Origin of the sequence: Pseudomonas sp. 8 R 14 (assembly GCF_900005955.1) — a bacterium.
Classification (GTDB): Bacteria; Pseudomonadota; Gammaproteobacteria; order Pseudomonadales; family Pseudomonadaceae; genus Aquipseudomonas; species Aquipseudomonas marginalis.
The window spans coordinates 148,651-164,278 of sequence record NZ_CVTH01000038.1 but is presented as its reverse complement, the minus strand read 5'-3'; the positions used below and the strand labels follow the sequence as shown (position 1 = coordinate 164,278).

Sequence of the window (15,628 nt, the reverse complement as noted above, 5' to 3'; positions counted from 1 at the left end):
AACCAGGCGCAGATCAGCGGCCGAACCGAGTTGGCCAGCCAATCACCTGCTTCGGTCGAGGCGTCGCGTAAGTGCGGATCTTCGACGTCGACAACCCCAGCCGCACCAGGGATTCGGCGATGGTCACCGCCGCCGTCACCCCATCCACCACCGGCACGCCGGTGCGCTGGCGAATCTGCTCATCCAGCCCGGCCATGCCGCCGCAACCCAGGCAGATCACTTCGGCCTTGTCCTCGCGGATGGCCAGTTCCGCCTGGCGCACGATGGCTTCCATGGCGGCCAGCGGGTCTTCCTCCAGTTCCAGCACCGCCATGCCGCTGGCGCGCACCGAGGCGCAGCGCTGGTACAGGCCGGCGAGTTTCAGGCGGTCTTCGATCAGCGGCACGGTGCGGTCCAGGGTGGTGACCACGGAGTAGGCGTGGCCCAGGAACATTGCGGTGCTGGCCGCCGCTTCGGTGATGTCCACCACCGGCACATTCAGCAACTCCTGCAAGCCTTCCCGGCCGTGCTCGCCGTAGCCGGCCTGGATCACCGCATCGAACGGTTGGTCGTAGGCCATCACCCGGTCCATTACGGCGATGGCGGCCAGGTAGCTTTCAAAGTTGCCCTCCACCGATTCCGCGCCGAAGTAGGGCGTGAGCCCGACAATCTCGGTGCCCGGCGAGGCCACGGACCGCGCCTGTTGAGCGATGGTTTCAGTGATGGATTCGGTGGTGTTGACGTTGACCACGAGGATACGCATGGAAGGTCCTTACTCAGTGACTGACGTTATCGACGGCAATGCTTTCGCCGCTGACATCGGCGTAGAACGGCTGGCGCTTGGCGATCAGCAGGTACAGCAACCCTGCAATACCGGCGCCAAACAACCAGGAAAACGGCGAGACGCTGGCAAATCCCGGCAACAGCGCCAGCAGGATGGCGATCACGGCTGCAGGAATAAACGCCGCCACTGCACGCATATTCACCCCACGGCTGTAGTAATAAACGCCATTCGGGTTTTCGCTATACAGCTGCGGTACGTCCACCTGGCTTTTACGAATCAGCCAGTAATCGACCATGATCACCCCGTACAGCGGCCCCAGCAGCGCGCCCAGGCCGGAGAGGAAATACACGATCACCAGTGGGCTGTTGTAGAGGTTCCACGGCAGGATCAGCACGGCCACGGTGGCGCTGATCAAGCCGGCACGGCGGAAGTTCAGGTATTTGGGTGCCAGGTTGCTCAGCACAAAGGCCGGCGCGACGAAGTTGGCCATGATGTTCACCGCCACGGTCACGATCAGGAACGCCAGGCAGCCCAGCACGAGAAAGAAGGTATTGGGGATGGCTGCAATGATTTCAGTCGGGCTTTCGATCACTCGGCCATTGAGTTGGAATTGCCCGCCGCACAGCAGCACGGTGATGGCGGCAAACACCAGGATATTCACCGGCAGGCCCCAGAAGTTGCCGACGAGGATGGTCTTGCGGCACGGCGAAGAGCGCGCGAAGTCGCAGAAGTTGAGGATCAGCGTGCCATAGATCGCCAGCCACAACGCGCCACCGGCAAAGATATTGCGCCACATCTCGCCGCCGCTCAGCGGTTCGCGGATCGACCAGGCAATGTGGCCGCCGGCCTGGAAGTACATCCAACCGGCCAGCGCCGCCACCGTCAGCAAAATCACCGGCCCGGCGAAGCCTTCATAGCGGCGCACCATCTCCATGCCATAAGCGAGGATCACCAGTTGCACGAACCAGATCGCCACGAAACAGGCCCAACCCAGGGTCGATAGTCCCAGGATCGAGTTGTGGTCATAGTCGGCAAAGCCCGGATGAATCGCCGTCAGCAGTACGCGGAAAACCACCGACGCCAGGTACGTCTGGATACCAAACCAGGCAATCGCTATCACGGCGCGGATCAACGCCGGGATCTGCGCGCCGTGAATGCCGAAACTGATGCGGCTGATCACCGGAAACGGCACGCCGGTCTTCTGGCCCATATACCCCGACAAGTTCATGAAGAAGTACACCAGCGCCGCGCCGATGCCCAGGGACAACAGGATCTGCCAGCCGCCCAGGCCCAGCGCGTAGAGGCCGATGGCGAACGAATAGTTGGCGATGTTGTGCACGTCATTGGTCCAGAGCGCGAAGATGCTGTAGCGCCCCCAGCGTCGGCCTTCGACCTTGGTGGGCGCCAGGTCCTTGTTGTGCAGGCGCGGGCTGAGCACCAGGGGGCCGGGGCTTGCGGCGTCCGGGTTCAGGGTGGAGGAGGGCAGATCCAGTGCGATGTTATTCGAGAGGCTTGTACGCATTCCGGCAGGCTCCGGCACATCTGCCGAGGCGCTGCAGATGGCAAAGTGTATGTAGGTTTTGTATTTATTGTATACAAGGCGTATTTCACCTTAAGCCACATGCGTGCCAGCTTTGGATCTATGAAAGTCCTGGGTAATTTCGTTTTTATAGGTTAGTTAAATAACTGGCTGAATTTGAAGAGATATAAATTGACCGATTGAACAGCTATTTATTTTTGCGTTGTCAGCCTGTGATTCACCAGGCCAACCGAGGGGAGGGGGGAGGTGTTACGTTATGGTGCGGCTGAAGAAAAATTGCACACATAAATGGCACCGATGGTTACATCTATGTGTACATCTCTAACACTCAACCCAAAACAAAATGAGGGAGGGGGCTTGCCCTAATACCAGTCAGTTAAGCGTACATCGCCTCCTGTAGGAGCGAGCTTGCTCGCGAAAAACGTCAACGATAACGCGTGCTTCCTGAATGAACGCGGCGCCTGTGAGTTTTTCGCGAGCAAGCTCGCTCCTACAAAAAGCCTCAACTGACTAGCATCAGGGCAAGCTCCCTCCCACATTTTTTACAGCATCAACTTCAAGCCTTGCTGATGATATTCCCGGCATGCAGCCCGCATTCCTTCTGCGTGGCTTCTTCCCACCACCAGCGTCCTTCGCGCTCGTGCTGGTTCGGCAGCACAGGACGGGTGCACGGCTCACAGCCGATGCTGATAAAGCCGCGCTCATGCAGGCTGTTGTACGGCAGCTCCAGCATGCGGATGTAACCCCAGATCTCCTCGCTGGTCATCTGCGCCAGCGGGTTGAACTTGTACAGGGTACGTTCCGGGGTGGAGAAGGCGGTGTCGATTTCCAGCGCCGCCACCTGGCTGCGGGTGCCGGGGCTCTGGTCGCGGCGTTGGCCGGTGGCCCAGGCGCTGACGCCGGAAAGCTTGCGGCGCAGCGGCTCGATCTTGCGCACGCCGCAGCATTCGCCATGGCCGTCCTTGTAGAAGCTGAACAGGCCTTTCTCCTTGACGAAGGGTTCCAGCTTGCTCTGGTCTGGCGAGATCAGTTCGATGTCGATCTTGTAGAAGTCGCGCACCTGCTCGATAAACCGGTAGGTCTCCGGGTGCAGGCGACCGGTGTCGAGGCTGAACACCTTGACGTTCTTGTTCAGCTTCCAGGCCATGTCCACCAGCACCACATCCTCGGCGCCGCTGAAGGAAATCCACAGGTCATCACCGAACTGGCTGAACGCCAGCTTGAGAATGTCCTGGGCAGACTTGTTGGCATAAGTCGTGGCGAGTTCAACGACGTCGAAGGCTTGGTTCATCAGGACGGTTCCTACAGGTCAATGGCGCTGAGCGCTCTATAGGGGAGCGATGGTATCAAAATCCGCCCTGCGTTGCGGCGGCGGGCTTGAATCGCTAGAGTTCGGCAGTCCTTTTGCTCGCTCAACTAACAACATCTAATGGGAGTGTCTTGTGGAAATTGCCTGTCTCGACCTGGAAGGGGTGCTGGTGCCGGAAATCTGGATCGCCTTCGCCGAAAAAACCGGTATTGAATCCCTGCGGGCCACCACCCGTGACATTCCCGACTACGACGTGCTGATGAAGCAGCGCCTGCGCATCCTCGACGAACACGGGCTCAAGCTCGCCGACATCCAGGAAGTGATCGCCACCCTCAAGCCGCTGGACGGTGCCATCGAGTTCGTCAACTGGCTGCGCGAGCGCTTCCAGGTGGTGATCCTGTCCGACACCTTCTACGAATTCTCCCAGCCGCTGATGCGCCAGCTGGGTTTCCCGACCTTGTTGTGCCACCGTCTCATCACCGACGAAAACGACCGCGTGGTCAGCTACCAACTGCGCCAGAAAGACCCCAAGCGCCAGTCGGTATTGGCGTTCAAGACCCTCTACTACCGCGTGATCGCTGCGGGCGACTCCTACAACGACACCACCATGTTGGGCGAGGCCGACCGCGGGATTCTGTTCCATGCGCCGGACAATGTGATCCGCGAATTCCCACAATTCCCGGCGGTGCATACGTTTGAAGATTTGAAGAAAGAGTTCATCAGGGCGTCGAATCGGCCGTTGAGCCTGTAATTTCTTTCGGTTCGGCTGATGGCCCTATCGGGGGCTTGCTCCCGATGGGGAAGGTAGCGCCACTACCATGTTTCTGTCAGCTCCCTGCAAGCAACCGCTCATAAGGAATACTCAAGCCTTCATGCAGCCGCTTGATCATCGATAGGCTCAGCTTGCGCTTGTGGTTCAGCACTTCGGATACACGTCCGCTGGTGCCGATAAATGGCTCCAGGTCGCGGGCAGTCATGCCCAGTTGCTCCATGCGAAATTTAATGGCTTCCACCGGATCAGAAGGTGGTATTGGGTAATGTTCGGCTTCGTACTTCTCAATGAGTACTGCAAGAATTTCCAGCTCATCGCCTTCAGTCGAGCCGATGTCCGCTCCCCAGAGCTGCTGTACCCGCGCGAGTGCAGCAGTGAGGTCTTCCTCGGAGTGTATGGGTTTGATGTTCATTACACGGTCTCCGCGTTGATCTGGTCGTACTGCGCATGAGTCCCTACGAACCGTATGAACCCAAGCTGTCGCTGGTAATCGATCGCCATGATCACTCGATATTTGTTGCCGCCCACGTTGAATACAACCCTGCCACCTTTGAGAATGCTCGCGGTCCTGAGCGCTGCCTTGAGTGCTTGTGGCGTCGGGTAAATGGCCTTTTCCATATGCCGATACAATTCAATAAGCGGCGCTTTTGCATCGATATAGGCGGGTTGGTTTTCCCAGAATATTCGTAAGGTCGATAGAGCGATTATCCGCATCGCTGCAACCTCCCAATTTGGGAGATAGTAGATGCGCTTGAGAGGAGATGCAATCTCGGAAGTATTTCCTGACGGGTAGGCAGTCGCTTCATGTGATCCTTCACAGACGGCGGGCGGACGGTTGAAGCCGGACGCTATCCTCCGACGTTCAACTGCGTCTACTGTGGGTCTGATTCAGGTTTTTTCTACTGCTTGGCTCTGCGTCTGAGAGCCAGGAAGGCACTGCGCGCTACAGGTTTTCCAGCGTTTGTAACAACACCTGTACCTTCGTCAGCGACTCCTGGTACTCCGCCTCCCACTGCGAATCCGCCACGATCCCACCGCCGCCCCAGCAACACACCTGGCCATCCTTGACCAGCAAACTGCGGATGGCGATGGAGCTGTCCATCTCGCCGCGCACATCCAGGTACACCAGCGAACCGCAGTACAACCCACGGCGTGTGGGCTCCAGTTCGTCGATGATCTGCATCGCGCGGATCTTCGGCGCGCCGGTGATCGAACCGCCGGGGAAGCTGCCGGCGATCAGGTCGAGGGCGTCTTTGTCGTCGGCCAATGTGCCGGTCACGCTACTGACCAGGTGATGCACGTTGGGGTAGCTTTCCAGGCTGAACAGTTCCGGCACGTTTACCGAGCCAGTGCGGCAGGTGCGGCCGAGGTCGTTGCGCAGCAGGTCGACGATCATCAGGTTCTCGGCGCGGTCCTTGGGGCTGGCCAGCAGTTCGGCGGCATTCGCCGCGTCTTCTTCCGGCGTAAGGCCGCGGGGGCGGGTGCCTTTGATCGGGCGGGTCTCGACGTGGCGCTCGCTGATGCGCACGAAACGCTCCGGCGACAGGCTCAGCACCGCGCCGTCGTCCGGCAGGCTCTGGAACCCGGAAAATGGCGTCGGGCAGGCTTCGCGCAACGCGCAGTAGGCGGCCCAGGGATCGCCCAGGCACGGCGCGCGGAAACGCTGGGCGAAGTTGACCTGGTAGCAGTCGCCCGCCTGGATGTAATCCTGGATCCGCACGATGGCTTGGCGGTAGGCCTCGGCGCTGAGGTCGGGGGCCATCGGGCCCTGGAGTTTGAACGTCGCGCAGGTGTCGACAGCCCCCTGGCTGAACAACGCGATCAGCCGTTGCCGTTCGCTGTCTGCCAGCGAGGGATGAAACACCAGCTGGCTGGCCTGCGCCTGGTGGTCACTGATCAGCGCCCAGGCATACAGCCCGAAGCGCGCGTCCGGCAGGTGCAGGTCATCCACCGCCAGGTGCGGCATGTGTTCCAGGTGCCGGCCGAAGTCGTAGCTCAGGTAGCCGATCAAGCCGCCGGCGAACGGCAACTGCAAACCGGCTGGAATTGCGGCTTCACCCAATCGCGTCAGGTTTTCCCGTAAGCGATGCAGGAAAGCAGCGCCGCTTTCGTCAGGCGCTACCGTCAAGGTTGCTTCGGGCCAGGCGCTGAGCAAATCGTAACGCCCACGCTCGGCCGCCGGGCGGCCGCTGTCGAGCAGGACCGCGCCGGGAGCGTGGCGAATCGCCGCAAAATACTCGGCGGGGTTGGCCCGGTAGGGCAATGGGTGTACGGAGCAGGTCAACATGCGGGGTTGGATCAGCTAATGGCGCGGGAGGAGGGGGATTGTAGTCCCCTGTAGGATTTGCTCCTAGAGGGGATGTCGGGGATAGACAGTTCGAAGACCGGATCAGCCTTCCACGGGCGGAATATGCCCGAACATCTCCTGCACGAACTTCACCCGCTCTTCCGGGGTTTCCGTCACGCCGGCGGCTTTCAGTTCTTCCAGTCGAGCCTCCACCGCATGGGTGCGCAAGGTCAGGCCGCAGTCGTTGGCGATCTGGATATTCAGCCCCGGCCGCGCATTCAGCTCCAGGATCAGCGGGCCCTTTTCCTGGTCGAGCACCATGTCCACGCCGATATACCCCAGCCCGCACAGCTCGTAGCAGCCGGCCGCGAGCTTCATGAACCCGTCCCAGTTGGGCAGTTGCACGCCATCCACCGCGTTGGTGGTGTCGGGGTGTTTGGTGATGATGTTGTTCAGCCAGGTGCCGCGCAGGGTCAGGCCGGTGGCGAGGTCGACGCCCACGCCAATCGCGCCCTGGTGCAGGTTGGCCTTGCCGCCCGACTGGCGGGTGGGCAAGCGCAGCATCGCCATCACCGGGTAGCCCATCAGCACGATGATGCGGATATCCGGTACGCCTTCGTAGCTGATGCTCTTGAAGATCTGGTCAGGCACCACGCGGTACTCGATCAGCGCACGGTCGCGGTGGCCACCCAGGGAGTACAGGCCGGTGAGGATGCTGGAAATCTGGTGCTCGATCTCTTCATGGCTGATGATCTTGCCCGACACCGTGCGGTAGCGCCCCTCGAAACGGTCCGCCACCACCAGGATGCCGTCGCCGCCGGCGCCCTGGGCCGGCTTGATCACGAAGTCGCTGCGCCCACCGATGATCTCGTCGAGCTTGTCGATTTCCTTCTCGGTGGAGATCACCCCGTACATTTCCGGCACATGGATGCCGGCGGCGATGGCCCGTTCCTTGGTGATGATCTTGTCATCCACGATCGGATACAGGCTGCGCTTGTTGTACTTGAGCACGTAGTCGGCATTGCGCCGGTTGATGCCCATGATCCCCCGCGCTTCCAGGGCCTTCCAGGTCTTCCAGAAGCCGAACATTACGAATCAGCCTTGAGGAAGGCCTTGAATCGCACCAGCTCGGTCAGGCGGTAGCCGCGATAGCGACCCATTGCCAGCATGAAGCCCACCAGGATCAGCAGGATCGCCGGGAAGGTGAATACGAAATAGATCAGCTCCGGCACGCTCATGATGATGTGCGCCAGTGACGCGGCGAACAGCGTACCAATCGCGACTTTCATGGCATGGCTGGCGCCGCGTTCTTCCCAGGTGATCGACAGGCGTTCGATGGTCATGGTCAAAATCACCATCGGGAACAGCGCCACCGACAGCCCGCGCTCCAGCCCCAGCTTGTGGCTGAACAGGCTGATGGCGGCGATCAGCACCACCACGAAGGTCAGCACCACCGACAACCTCGGCAGCATCTGCAGCTTCAGGTGTTCCAGGTACGACCTGAGGGACAGGCCCAGCGCCGTGATAATCGTGAACAGCACAATCCCGAAGCCCAGCTGCGTCTCTCGGAACGCCAGGGCAATCAGCACCGGGGTAAAGGTGCCCAGGGTCTGCAGGCCGATCAGGTTGCGCAGGATCAGGATCACCAGCACCCCAATCGGGATCATCACCATGATCATGAAGGTCTGCTGGGTTTGCAGCGGCAGGCCGTACAGCGAGTATTCGAGGAAGTTGGCGTCGGTGTTCTCGTCGGTCAGCTTGGCCAGGCGAATCGCGTTCATTTCGCTGTTGTTCAGGCTGAAGGTGACCATGGCTTTCTTGCCGCCATCGACGGTGATCAGGTTTTCATCGCCGGTCCACCACAGCAGGCGGTCGGCGGGCAGGCCCGGTTCGCCGGTTTCCGGGTTGAAGTACAGCCAGTCGTTGCCATTGAAGCTACGCAGCCACAGCTCCGGGGTTTGCGGCTGGTCGGCCACCAGGCGGATGGTGTGGACCTTTTCCACCGGCACGTGGGCAATGGACAGCAGCAGCTCGACGATCTTGGCCTTGTGCGGCGTCGACGGGTCGCCGGCCAGCAACAGCTTCACGTTGTCGTCGTTGAGGTTGTTGGTGCGCTTGATGGCTTCGGTGATGAAGGTCTCGACGTCGGCCGAATGCTGGCGGATCGGCGCCAGCAGGGCTTCGGCGGCGATTTTTTCCGGGCCTTCCACGGCAATGCTGTCGCGGAAGGTCGGGCCCTTGATCTTGGTTTTTTCGCCGCTGTAGCGCTTGGTCAGCACCAGGCGGTAATACAGGGTCTGGTTGCCCTTGGCGCGGCGTGCCGACCAGGTGACCTTACGGTTGCCGTCGATGCGGTTGACGCTCACCCCGTAGTTATTCGAGATAAAGCTCTCATTAAGGCTGACGAAGTCGCGGCTCAAGGGCGGCACGAACATCTGGATCTTCACCGGGTCCTTGGGGTTGGCGACGAACTCGACCTTGGCGTCGATGTTCCACAGGTCGTCGGTGGCGTCCTCGGTGACGGGAATGCCCAGCACGAAGATCTGGTAGGCGGTGACCGAAATACCCAACACCACCAGGATGGCGATCAGGATTCTCAGGTGCAGGGTTAGAGCGCGCATTCGGTTTACTCGGCGGTATGAGCGTCGGCGGCGCAGGCGGGTTTGCCTGCTGCGTATTTAAGACTGGGGTCGACCAGCGCATCAAAGCGTTTGAGCGCTTCGGAGCCGATCAGCAGCGGGTATTGGAAAGCGCTGCGGTCAGTCAAGTTCACTTCGATGCTGCGTAAAGCGGTGCCCATGCAGATATCCAGGGCAATCACAGGACGGGCGGTGTAGTTCTTGTCCTCATCGGGGTCGTAGTCGCCGGCGCGCCGCTTGATCTTGCTGACGCGGGCCAGGGGGCGTTCGATGGGATGGGAATGGGCGGTGTCGATGGCCAGGTAGAAGCGCACCCAGGATTCGCCGTTGCGCTTGAAACGCTTGATGTCACGGGCGCTGAGGGAGGCGGTCTTGGCGCCGGTGTCGAGCTTGGCGGCTACTTCCAGGTCGATGCCGGCCAATTGCGCGTATTCATTGAGGCCATACACGGTCTTCTCGGCGGCAGCGCCAAGGCTCGGCATGGACAATAGGCAAAACAACAGGGGGAAGGGCTTGAGTCTCATAGATCCTGAGGCGGTGCAGTGCGATGTTCAATTCAAGGCGACTGGCATTGCTGCGCAAGCTCCCTTCGTGCGCCGTTTCATCAAGTGATGTCAGGCAAATGCGGCGGGCATTCTAACATGATGCTTTTCTGGCGCCAGCGCTGGCAGCCGGCCATGCCCTGAGCGAGTGCAGCCCGGATTATTAGACGATTGTCGACAATATCGATTTATTCTTTGACTGGTAGCGGTTTATTGGCTAGTTTTTGCCACATTGCTTTCCAAGGTGTCGACAATATGCTGGGTCAATCAGAAGCTCCGATAATGGCGTCGGACGAATCCCAAACGATGTCCGAGAACGTCTTCCGACGCATCCAGGCCGCCATCGTCAAGGGTGAGATCGCTCCCGGCAGCAAGATTTCCGAGCCGGAACTGGCCCGCACCTACGGCATCAGCCGTGGCCCGCTGCGCGAGGCGATCCACCGCCTCGAAGGCCAGCGCCTGCTGGTGCGCGTGCCCCATGTGGGCGCCCGGGTCGTGTCCTTGAGCCACGCCGAGCTGGTTGAACTGTATGAAATCCGCGAGTCCCTGGAAGGCATGGCCTGTCGCCTGGCCGCCGAGCGCATGACCGACGCGGAAATCGAAGAATTGCGCCAGGTGTTGCACACCCACGAGCGCGACGCCGCGTTCCAGGCGGGTGTCGGCTACTACCAGCAGGAAGGCGACTTCGATTTTCATTACCGGATCATTCAAGGTGCGGGCAACCGCACGCTCACCCAGATGCTCTGCGGCGAGCTGTACCAGCTGGTGCGCATGTACCGCATCCAGTTCTCCGCCACCCCCAATCGTCCACGCCAGGCCTTTGCCGAGCATCACCGCATTCTTGATGCGATTGCCGATCGCGACGGTGAACTGGCCGAGTTGTTGATGCGCCGGCATATCGGTGCTTCCAAACGCAATATTGCCCGTCATTTCCCAGGCGGCGCCCCTGATAGAGGTGAGTCATGAGTTCTAACAACAAAAGCACACCCGGCCAGCGTTTCCGTGACGCGGTCGCCAGCGAGCACCCCTTGCAGGTGGTCGGTGCGATCAACGCCAACCATGCGCTGCTGGCCAAGCGCGCCGGCTTCAAGGCGATCTACCTGTCGGGTGGCGGCGTGGCGGCCGGTTCCCTCGGCGTGCCGGACCTGGGCATCACCGGCCTGGATGACGTACTCACCGACGTGCGCCGTATCACCGACGTCTGTGACCTGCCGCTGCTGGTGGACGTGGACACCGGCTTCGGCTCCTCGGCGTTCAACGTCGCGCGCACGGTCAAATCAATGATCAAGTTCGGCGCCGCCGCCATCCATATCGAAGACCAGGTCGGCGCCAAGCGCTGCGGCCATCGTCCTAACAAAGAGATCGTGTCCCAGCAGGAAATGGTCGACCGCATCAAGGCCGCCGTGGACGCGCGCACCGATGATAGCTTCGTGATCATGGCGCGCACCGACGCGTTGGCCGTGGAAGGCCTGGAGTCTGCCCTGGAGCGTGCCGCCGCCTGCATTGAAGCCGGCGCCGACATGGTGTTCCCGGAAGCCATCACTGAACTGGAAATGTACAAACTGTTCGCCGCCCGTGTGAAGGCGCCGATCCTGGCCAACATCACCGAGTTCGGCGCGACGCCGCTGTATACCACCGAACAGTTGAAATCTGCCGATGTTTCCATCGTGCTGTACCCGCTGTCGGCCTTCCGCGCCATGAACAAGGCCGCCGAGAACGTCTACACCGCGATCCGTCGCGACGGCACTCAACAGAACGTGATCGACACCATGCAAACCCGCATGGAGCTTTACGATCGCATCGACTACCACACCTTCGAGCAGAAGCTTGACGCGCTGTTCGCCGCGAAAAAGTGACGAACACGCCTCCCTGAATAACGACAAAATTGGAGAAAAACCATGGCTGAAGCAAAAGTACTGAGTGGTGCCGGCCTGCGTGGCCAGGTCGCCGGGCAGACCGCACTGTCCACCGTGGGCCAGGCCGGAGCCGGCCTGACTTACCGTGGCTACGACGTGCGCGAACTGGCCGCCGATGCACAGTTTGAAGAGGTCGCTTATCTGCTGCTGTACGGCGAACTGCCTACCCAGGCCGAACTGGCTGCCTACAGCGCCAGGCTGAGCACGCTGCGTGACCTGCCGCAAGCGCTGAAAGAAGTGCTCGAACGCATCCCGGCCGACGCCCACCCGATGGACGTGATGCGCACCGGTTGCTCCTTCCTCGGTAACATCGAGCCGGAAAAAGACTTCAGCGTGCAACGCGACGTGACCGACCGCCTGCTTGCCGCGTTCCCGGCGATCATGTGCTACTGGTACCGCTTCAGCCATGACGGCAAGCGCATCGACTGCGTGACCGACGAGCCGAGTATCGGCGGCCACTTCCTGCACCTGCTGCATGGCAAGAAGCCGAGCGAGCTGCATGAGAAGGTCATGAATGTGTCGTTGATCCTCTACGCCGAGCACGAGTTCAACGCCTCGACCTTCACCGCGCGGGTGTGTGCCTCGACCCTGTCCGACCTGTACTCCTGCATCACCGCCGCCATCGGCTCCCTGCGCGGCCCGCTGCACGGCGGCGCCAACGAAGCGGCGATGGAAATGATCGAGCGTTTCGGTTCGGCAGAGGAAGCCGTCGAAGGCACCCTCGGCATGCTGGCTCGCAAGGACAAGATCATGGGCTTCGGCCACGCGATCTACAAAGACAACGACCCGCGTAATGAAGTGATCAAGGGCTGGTCGAAAAAGCTCGCCGACGAAGTGGGCGACACCGTGCTGTTCCCGGTCTCCGAAGCCATCGACAAGACCATGTGGGAGCAGAAGAAACTGTTCCCCAACGCCGATTTCTACCACGCCTCGGCGTACCACTTCATGGGCATCCCGACCAAGCTGTTCACGCCGATCTTCGTCTGCTCGCGGCTGACCGGCTGGGCTGCGCATGTGTTCGAACAGCGCGCCAACAATCGCATCATCCGTCCAAGCGCCGAGTACATCGGCGTTGAACAGCGCAAGTTCGTGCCAATCGAACGTCGCTGAAGACCGACGATCCCTGGACTGGAATGAGGTCAAAGTGTGGGAGGGGGCAAGTCGAATCGTCGCACCGCCCCTCCCACATTTGGATCGCATTTCAATTCCGGATCGGCCCAGGTCTTCCTTTTGCAATCACCGTGACCGAGTCCTGACGATGAACACTGAATTTCGCAAACCGCTCCCCGGCAGCCGCCTGGATTACTTCGACGCCCGCGCGGCCGTCGATGCAATCAGCCCCGGCGCCTACGCCACGTTGCCCTACACCTCTCGTGTGCTCGCCGAGAACCTGGTGCGCCGCTGCGACCCGGCCACCCTCAATGCATCCCTGAGCCAGCTGATCGAGCGCAAACGCGACCTCGACTTCCCCTGGTTTCCGGCCCGCGTGGTGTGCCACGACATTCTCGGCCAGACCGCCCTGGTCGACCTCGCCGGCCTGCGTGATGCCATCGCCCTGCAAGGCGGCGACCCGGCCCAGGTCAACCCGGTGGTCCCCACCCAGTTGATCGTCGATCACTCCCTGGCTGTCGAAGCCGGTGGTTTCGACCCGGACGCGTTCGAGAAAAACCGCGCCATCGAAGACCGTCGCAACGAAGACCGCTTCCACTTTATCGAGTGGACCAAAAAGGCCTTCAAGAACGTCGACGTGATCCCGCCGGGCAACGGCATCATGCACCAGATCAACCTGGAGAAAATGTCCCCGGTGGTCCAGGTGCGTGACGGTGTGGCCTTCCCGGATACCTGCGTCGGCACCGACAGCCATACCCCCCACGTCGATGCCTTGGGCGTGATCGCCATTGGTGTCGGCGGCCTTGAAGCCGAAAGCGTCATGCTTGGCCGCGCCTCGTGGATGCGCCTGCCGGAAAGCGTCGGTGTCGAATTGACCGGCCAGCTGCTGCCGGGCATCACCGCCACCGATATGGTGCTGGCCCTGACCGAGTTTCTGCGCCAACAGAAAGTGGTCGGCGCCTGGCTCGAATTCTTCGGTGAAGGCGCGTCCAAACTGACCCTCGGCGACCGCGCGACTATCTCCAACATGGCCCCGGAATACGGCGCCACGGCGGCCATGTTTTATATCGACCAGCAGACCATCGCCTACCTGAAACTCACCGGCCGCGAAGACGAGCAAGTCGCCCTGGTCGAGCAATACGCCCGCCACACCGGCCTGTGGGCAGACGATCTCAAAGGCGCGCAATACGAGCGTGGCCTCACCTTCGACCTGTCCAGCGTGGTGCGCAACATGGCTGGCCCGAGCAACCCGCACGCCCGCGTCGCCACCCGCGACCTGGCCGCCAAGGGCATCTCCGGCCAGTGGGATGAAGTGCCGGGGCAAATGCCCGACGGCGCGGTGATCATCGCCGCCATCACCAGTTGCACCAACACCAGTAACCCGCGCAACGTGATCGCCGCCGGGCTGCTGGCGCGCAACGCCAACAGGCTTGGGCTGACGCGCAAACCTTGGGTCAAGTCGTCCCTGGCGCCGGGTTCGAAAACCGTGGCCATGTATCTGGAAGACGCCGGCCTGGGCCATGAGCTGGAAAAGCTCGGCTTTGGCGTGGTGGCGTTTGCCTGCACCACCTGCAACGGTATGTCCGGCGCGCTCGACCCGGCGATCCAGCAAGAGATCATCGACCGCGACCTGTACGCCACCGCCGTGCTCTCGGGTAACCGCAACTTCGACGGGCGTATCCACCCGTACGCCAAGCAGGCGTTCCTGGCTTCGCCGCCGCTGGTGGTGGCCTATGCGATTGCCGGCACCATCCGTTTCGACATCGAGAAGGACGTGCTCGGCCTGGACGCCGACGGCAAGGAAATCCGCCTGCAGGACATCTGGCCGAGCGACGAAGAGATCGACGCGGTGGTCAAGGCCTCGGTCAAGCCGGAGCAGTTCCGCGCGGTGTATATCCCGATGTTCGCGATCCACGAAGACACCGGCCCGAAAGTTGCGCCGCTGTACGACTGGCGCCCGCAGAGCACCTATATCCGCCGCCCACCGTACTGGGAAGGCGCGCTGGCCGGTGCGCGGCCGCTCAAGGGCATGCGCCCGCTGGCGGTGCTGCCGGACAACATCACCACCGATCACTTGTCGCCGTCCAACGCGATCATGCTCGACAGCGCCGCCGGCGAATACCTGGCGAAAATGGGCCTGCCGGAAGTCGACTTCAACTCCTACGCCACCCACCGTGGCGACCACCTGACCGCCCAGCGCGCGACGTTCGCCAACCCGAAACTGTTCAACGAAATGGTGCGGGAGAACGGCAAGGTCAAGCAGGGCTCCCTGGCGCGGATCGAGCCGGAAGGCCAGGTCACGCGGATGTGGGAAGCCATCGAAACCTACATGGAGCGCAAGCAGCCGCTGATCATCATTGCCGGCGCCGACTACGGCCAGGGCTCGTCCCGCGACTGGGCCGCCAAGGGCGTGCGCCTGGCGGGTGTGGAAGCGATTGCGGCCGAGGGTTTCGAGCGCATCCACCGCACCAACCTGGTGGGCATGGGCGTGCTGCCCCTGGAGTTCCTGCCGGGCACCGACCGTCACACCTTGCAGATTGATGGCAGCGAAACCTACGACGTGATCGGCCAACGCACCCCGCGTGCGCAGTTGACGCTGGTGATCAATCGCAAGGATGGCGAACGTGTCGAGGTGCCGGTGACGTGCCGCCTGGACACCGCCGAAGAAGTGTCGATCTACGAGGCGGGCGGCGTGTTGCAACGTTTTGCCCAGGATTTCCTGGAATCGGCGACCACCGCCTGAAGAGGAT

14 protein-coding genes are annotated in these 15,628 nt (G+C 61.4%); 5 read left to right on the top strand and 9 right to left on the bottom strand.

Annotated elements, in window-relative coordinates; genetic code table 11:
• Positions 1 to 13: 13 nt before the first annotated feature.
• The 3 genes from BFQ01_RS07370 to BFQ01_RS07360 all read right to left on the bottom strand — a co-directional run bounded on the left by BFQ01_RS07370 (position 14) and on the right by BFQ01_RS07360 (position 3,594).
• Positions 14 to 742, bottom strand: a complete 729-nt coding sequence (locus tag BFQ01_RS07370; RefSeq protein ID WP_027603659.1) for an aspartate/glutamate racemase family protein — start codon at positions 740 to 742, stop codon at positions 14 to 16.
• A gap of 13 nt (positions 743 to 755) precedes the next feature.
• Positions 756 to 2,285 carry an NCS1 family nucleobase:cation symporter-1 gene (locus BFQ01_RS07365; protein ID WP_065924795.1) on the bottom strand — a complete coding sequence of 510 codons (1,530 nt, stop codon included), beginning with the start codon at positions 2,283 to 2,285 and terminating at the stop codon, positions 756 to 758.
• A gap of 574 nt (positions 2,286 to 2,859) precedes the next feature.
• Positions 2,860 to 3,594, bottom strand: coding sequence for a phosphoadenylyl-sulfate reductase (locus BFQ01_RS07360; RefSeq protein WP_027603661.1), 735 nt, complete (start codon positions 3,592 to 3,594; stop codon positions 2,860 to 2,862).
• A 151-nt stretch (positions 3,595 to 3,745) separates the two neighbouring features.
• Here BFQ01_RS07360 and thrH point away from each other — a divergent pair, with 151 nt between their 5' ends.
• A complete protein-coding gene (gene thrH, locus BFQ01_RS07355) occupies positions 3,746 to 4,363 on the top strand; it encodes a bifunctional phosphoserine phosphatase/homoserine phosphotransferase ThrH (protein WP_065924794.1) in 618 nt (205 codons plus the stop codon).
• A 76-nt stretch (positions 4,364 to 4,439) separates the two neighbouring features.
• On the opposite strand, the gene BFQ01_RS07350 is transcribed toward thrH, so the two are convergent.
• The 6 genes from BFQ01_RS07350 to BFQ01_RS07325 form a co-directional block, all read right to left on the bottom strand.
• On the bottom strand, positions 4,440 to 4,796 hold the full coding sequence (locus BFQ01_RS07350; RefSeq protein WP_065924793.1) for a helix-turn-helix domain-containing protein: 357 nt from the start codon (positions 4,794 to 4,796) through the stop codon (positions 4,440 to 4,442).
• Positions 4,796 to 5,098, bottom strand: a complete 303-nt coding sequence (locus BFQ01_RS07345; RefSeq protein ID WP_065924792.1) for a type II toxin-antitoxin system HigB family toxin — start codon at positions 5,096 to 5,098, stop codon at positions 4,796 to 4,798. Before BFQ01_RS07345 ends, BFQ01_RS07350 begins: the two co-directional genes overlap by 1 nt.
• 229 nt (positions 5,099 to 5,327) lie before the next feature.
• Positions 5,328 to 6,671 carry an aminodeoxychorismate synthase component I gene (pabB, locus tag BFQ01_RS07340; protein ID WP_065924791.1) on the bottom strand — a complete coding sequence of 448 codons (1,344 nt, stop codon included), beginning with the start codon at positions 6,669 to 6,671 and terminating at the stop codon, positions 5,328 to 5,330.
• 102 nt (positions 6,672 to 6,773) lie between these two features.
• Entirely contained in the window at positions 6,774 to 7,760 is a 987-nt protein-coding gene (locus BFQ01_RS07335) for an alpha-L-glutamate ligase-like protein (protein ID WP_027603666.1), read from the bottom strand.
• The gene (locus BFQ01_RS07330) at positions 7,760 to 9,292 is read right to left on the bottom strand and encodes an osmotic stress tolerance membrane protein RloB (protein ID WP_065924790.1); all 1,533 of its coding nucleotides are present in this window, start codon (positions 9,290 to 9,292) and stop codon (positions 7,760 to 7,762) included. The genes BFQ01_RS07335 and BFQ01_RS07330 overlap by 1 nt, the downstream gene beginning before the upstream one ends.
• 5 nt (positions 9,293 to 9,297) lie before the next feature.
• Positions 9,298 to 9,834 (bottom strand): retropepsin-like aspartic peptidase RloA, encoded by a 537-nt coding sequence (locus BFQ01_RS07325; RefSeq protein ID WP_065924789.1) that lies wholly within the window; start codon positions 9,832 to 9,834, stop codon positions 9,298 to 9,300.
• A gap of 273 nt (positions 9,835 to 10,107) precedes the next feature.
• Between BFQ01_RS07325 and BFQ01_RS07320 the strand changes: the two genes are divergently transcribed.
• The 4 genes from BFQ01_RS07320 (at position 10,108) to acnD (ending at position 15,621) form a co-directional block, all read left to right on the top strand.
• Positions 10,108 to 10,818 carry a GntR family transcriptional regulator gene (locus tag BFQ01_RS07320; protein ID WP_027603669.1) on the top strand — a complete coding sequence of 237 codons (711 nt, stop codon included), beginning with the start codon at positions 10,108 to 10,110 and terminating at the stop codon, positions 10,816 to 10,818.
• On the top strand, positions 10,815 to 11,708 hold the full coding sequence (prpB, locus tag BFQ01_RS07315) for a methylisocitrate lyase (protein WP_027603670.1): 894 nt from the start codon (positions 10,815 to 10,817) through the stop codon (positions 11,706 to 11,708). The genes BFQ01_RS07320 and prpB overlap by 4 nt, the downstream gene beginning before the upstream one ends.
• 42 nt (positions 11,709 to 11,750) lie before the next feature.
• Positions 11,751 to 12,878, top strand: coding sequence for a bifunctional 2-methylcitrate synthase/citrate synthase (gene prpC, locus BFQ01_RS07310; RefSeq protein WP_065924788.1), 1,128 nt, complete (start codon positions 11,751 to 11,753; stop codon positions 12,876 to 12,878).
• Between the two features lie 148 nt (positions 12,879 to 13,026).
• Positions 13,027 to 15,621, top strand: a complete 2,595-nt coding sequence (acnD, locus tag BFQ01_RS07305; protein ID WP_065924787.1) for a Fe/S-dependent 2-methylisocitrate dehydratase AcnD — start codon at positions 13,027 to 13,029, stop codon at positions 15,619 to 15,621.
• The last annotated feature ends 7 nt before the right edge of the window (positions 15,622 to 15,628 follow it).

Bases quoted from the DNA above. Each gene is read 5' to 3' on its own strand.
- BFQ01_RS07320 (WP_027603669.1), top strand. From the start codon at position 10,108: ATGCTGGGTCAATCAGAAGCTCCGATAATGGCGTCGGACGAATCCCAA.
- BFQ01_RS07325 (WP_065924789.1), bottom strand. From the start codon at position 9,834: ATGAGACTCAAGCCCTTCCCCCTGTTGTTTTGCCTATTGTCCATGCCG.
- prpB (WP_027603670.1), top strand. From the start codon at position 10,815: ATGAGTTCTAACAACAAAAGCACACCCGGCCAGCGTTTCCGTGACGCG.
- BFQ01_RS07365 (WP_065924795.1), bottom strand. From the start codon at position 2,285: ATGCGTACAAGCCTCTCGAATAACATCGCACTGGATCTGCCCTCCTCC.
- acnD (WP_065924787.1), top strand. From the start codon at position 13,027: ATGAACACTGAATTTCGCAAACCGCTCCCCGGCAGCCGCCTGGATTAC.
- BFQ01_RS07350 (WP_065924793.1), bottom strand. From the start codon at position 4,796: ATGAACATCAAACCCATACACTCCGAGGAAGACCTCACTGCTGCACTC.
- BFQ01_RS07360 (WP_027603661.1), bottom strand. From the start codon at position 3,594: ATGAACCAAGCCTTCGACGTCGTTGAACTCGCCACGACTTATGCCAAC.
- BFQ01_RS07335 (WP_027603666.1), bottom strand. From the start codon at position 7,760: ATGTTCGGCTTCTGGAAGACCTGGAAGGCCCTGGAAGCGCGGGGGATC.
- pabB (WP_065924791.1), bottom strand. From the start codon at position 6,671: ATGTTGACCTGCTCCGTACACCCATTGCCCTACCGGGCCAACCCCGCC.
- BFQ01_RS07370 (WP_027603659.1), bottom strand. From the start codon at position 742: ATGCGTATCCTCGTGGTCAACGTCAACACCACCGAATCCATCACTGAA.
- BFQ01_RS07330 (WP_065924790.1), bottom strand. From the start codon at position 9,292: ATGCGCGCTCTAACCCTGCACCTGAGAATCCTGATCGCCATCCTGGTG.
- BFQ01_RS07345 (WP_065924792.1), bottom strand. From the start codon at position 5,098: ATGCGGATAATCGCTCTATCGACCTTACGAATATTCTGGGAAAACCAA.
- prpC (WP_065924788.1), top strand. From the start codon at position 11,751: ATGGCTGAAGCAAAAGTACTGAGTGGTGCCGGCCTGCGTGGCCAGGTC.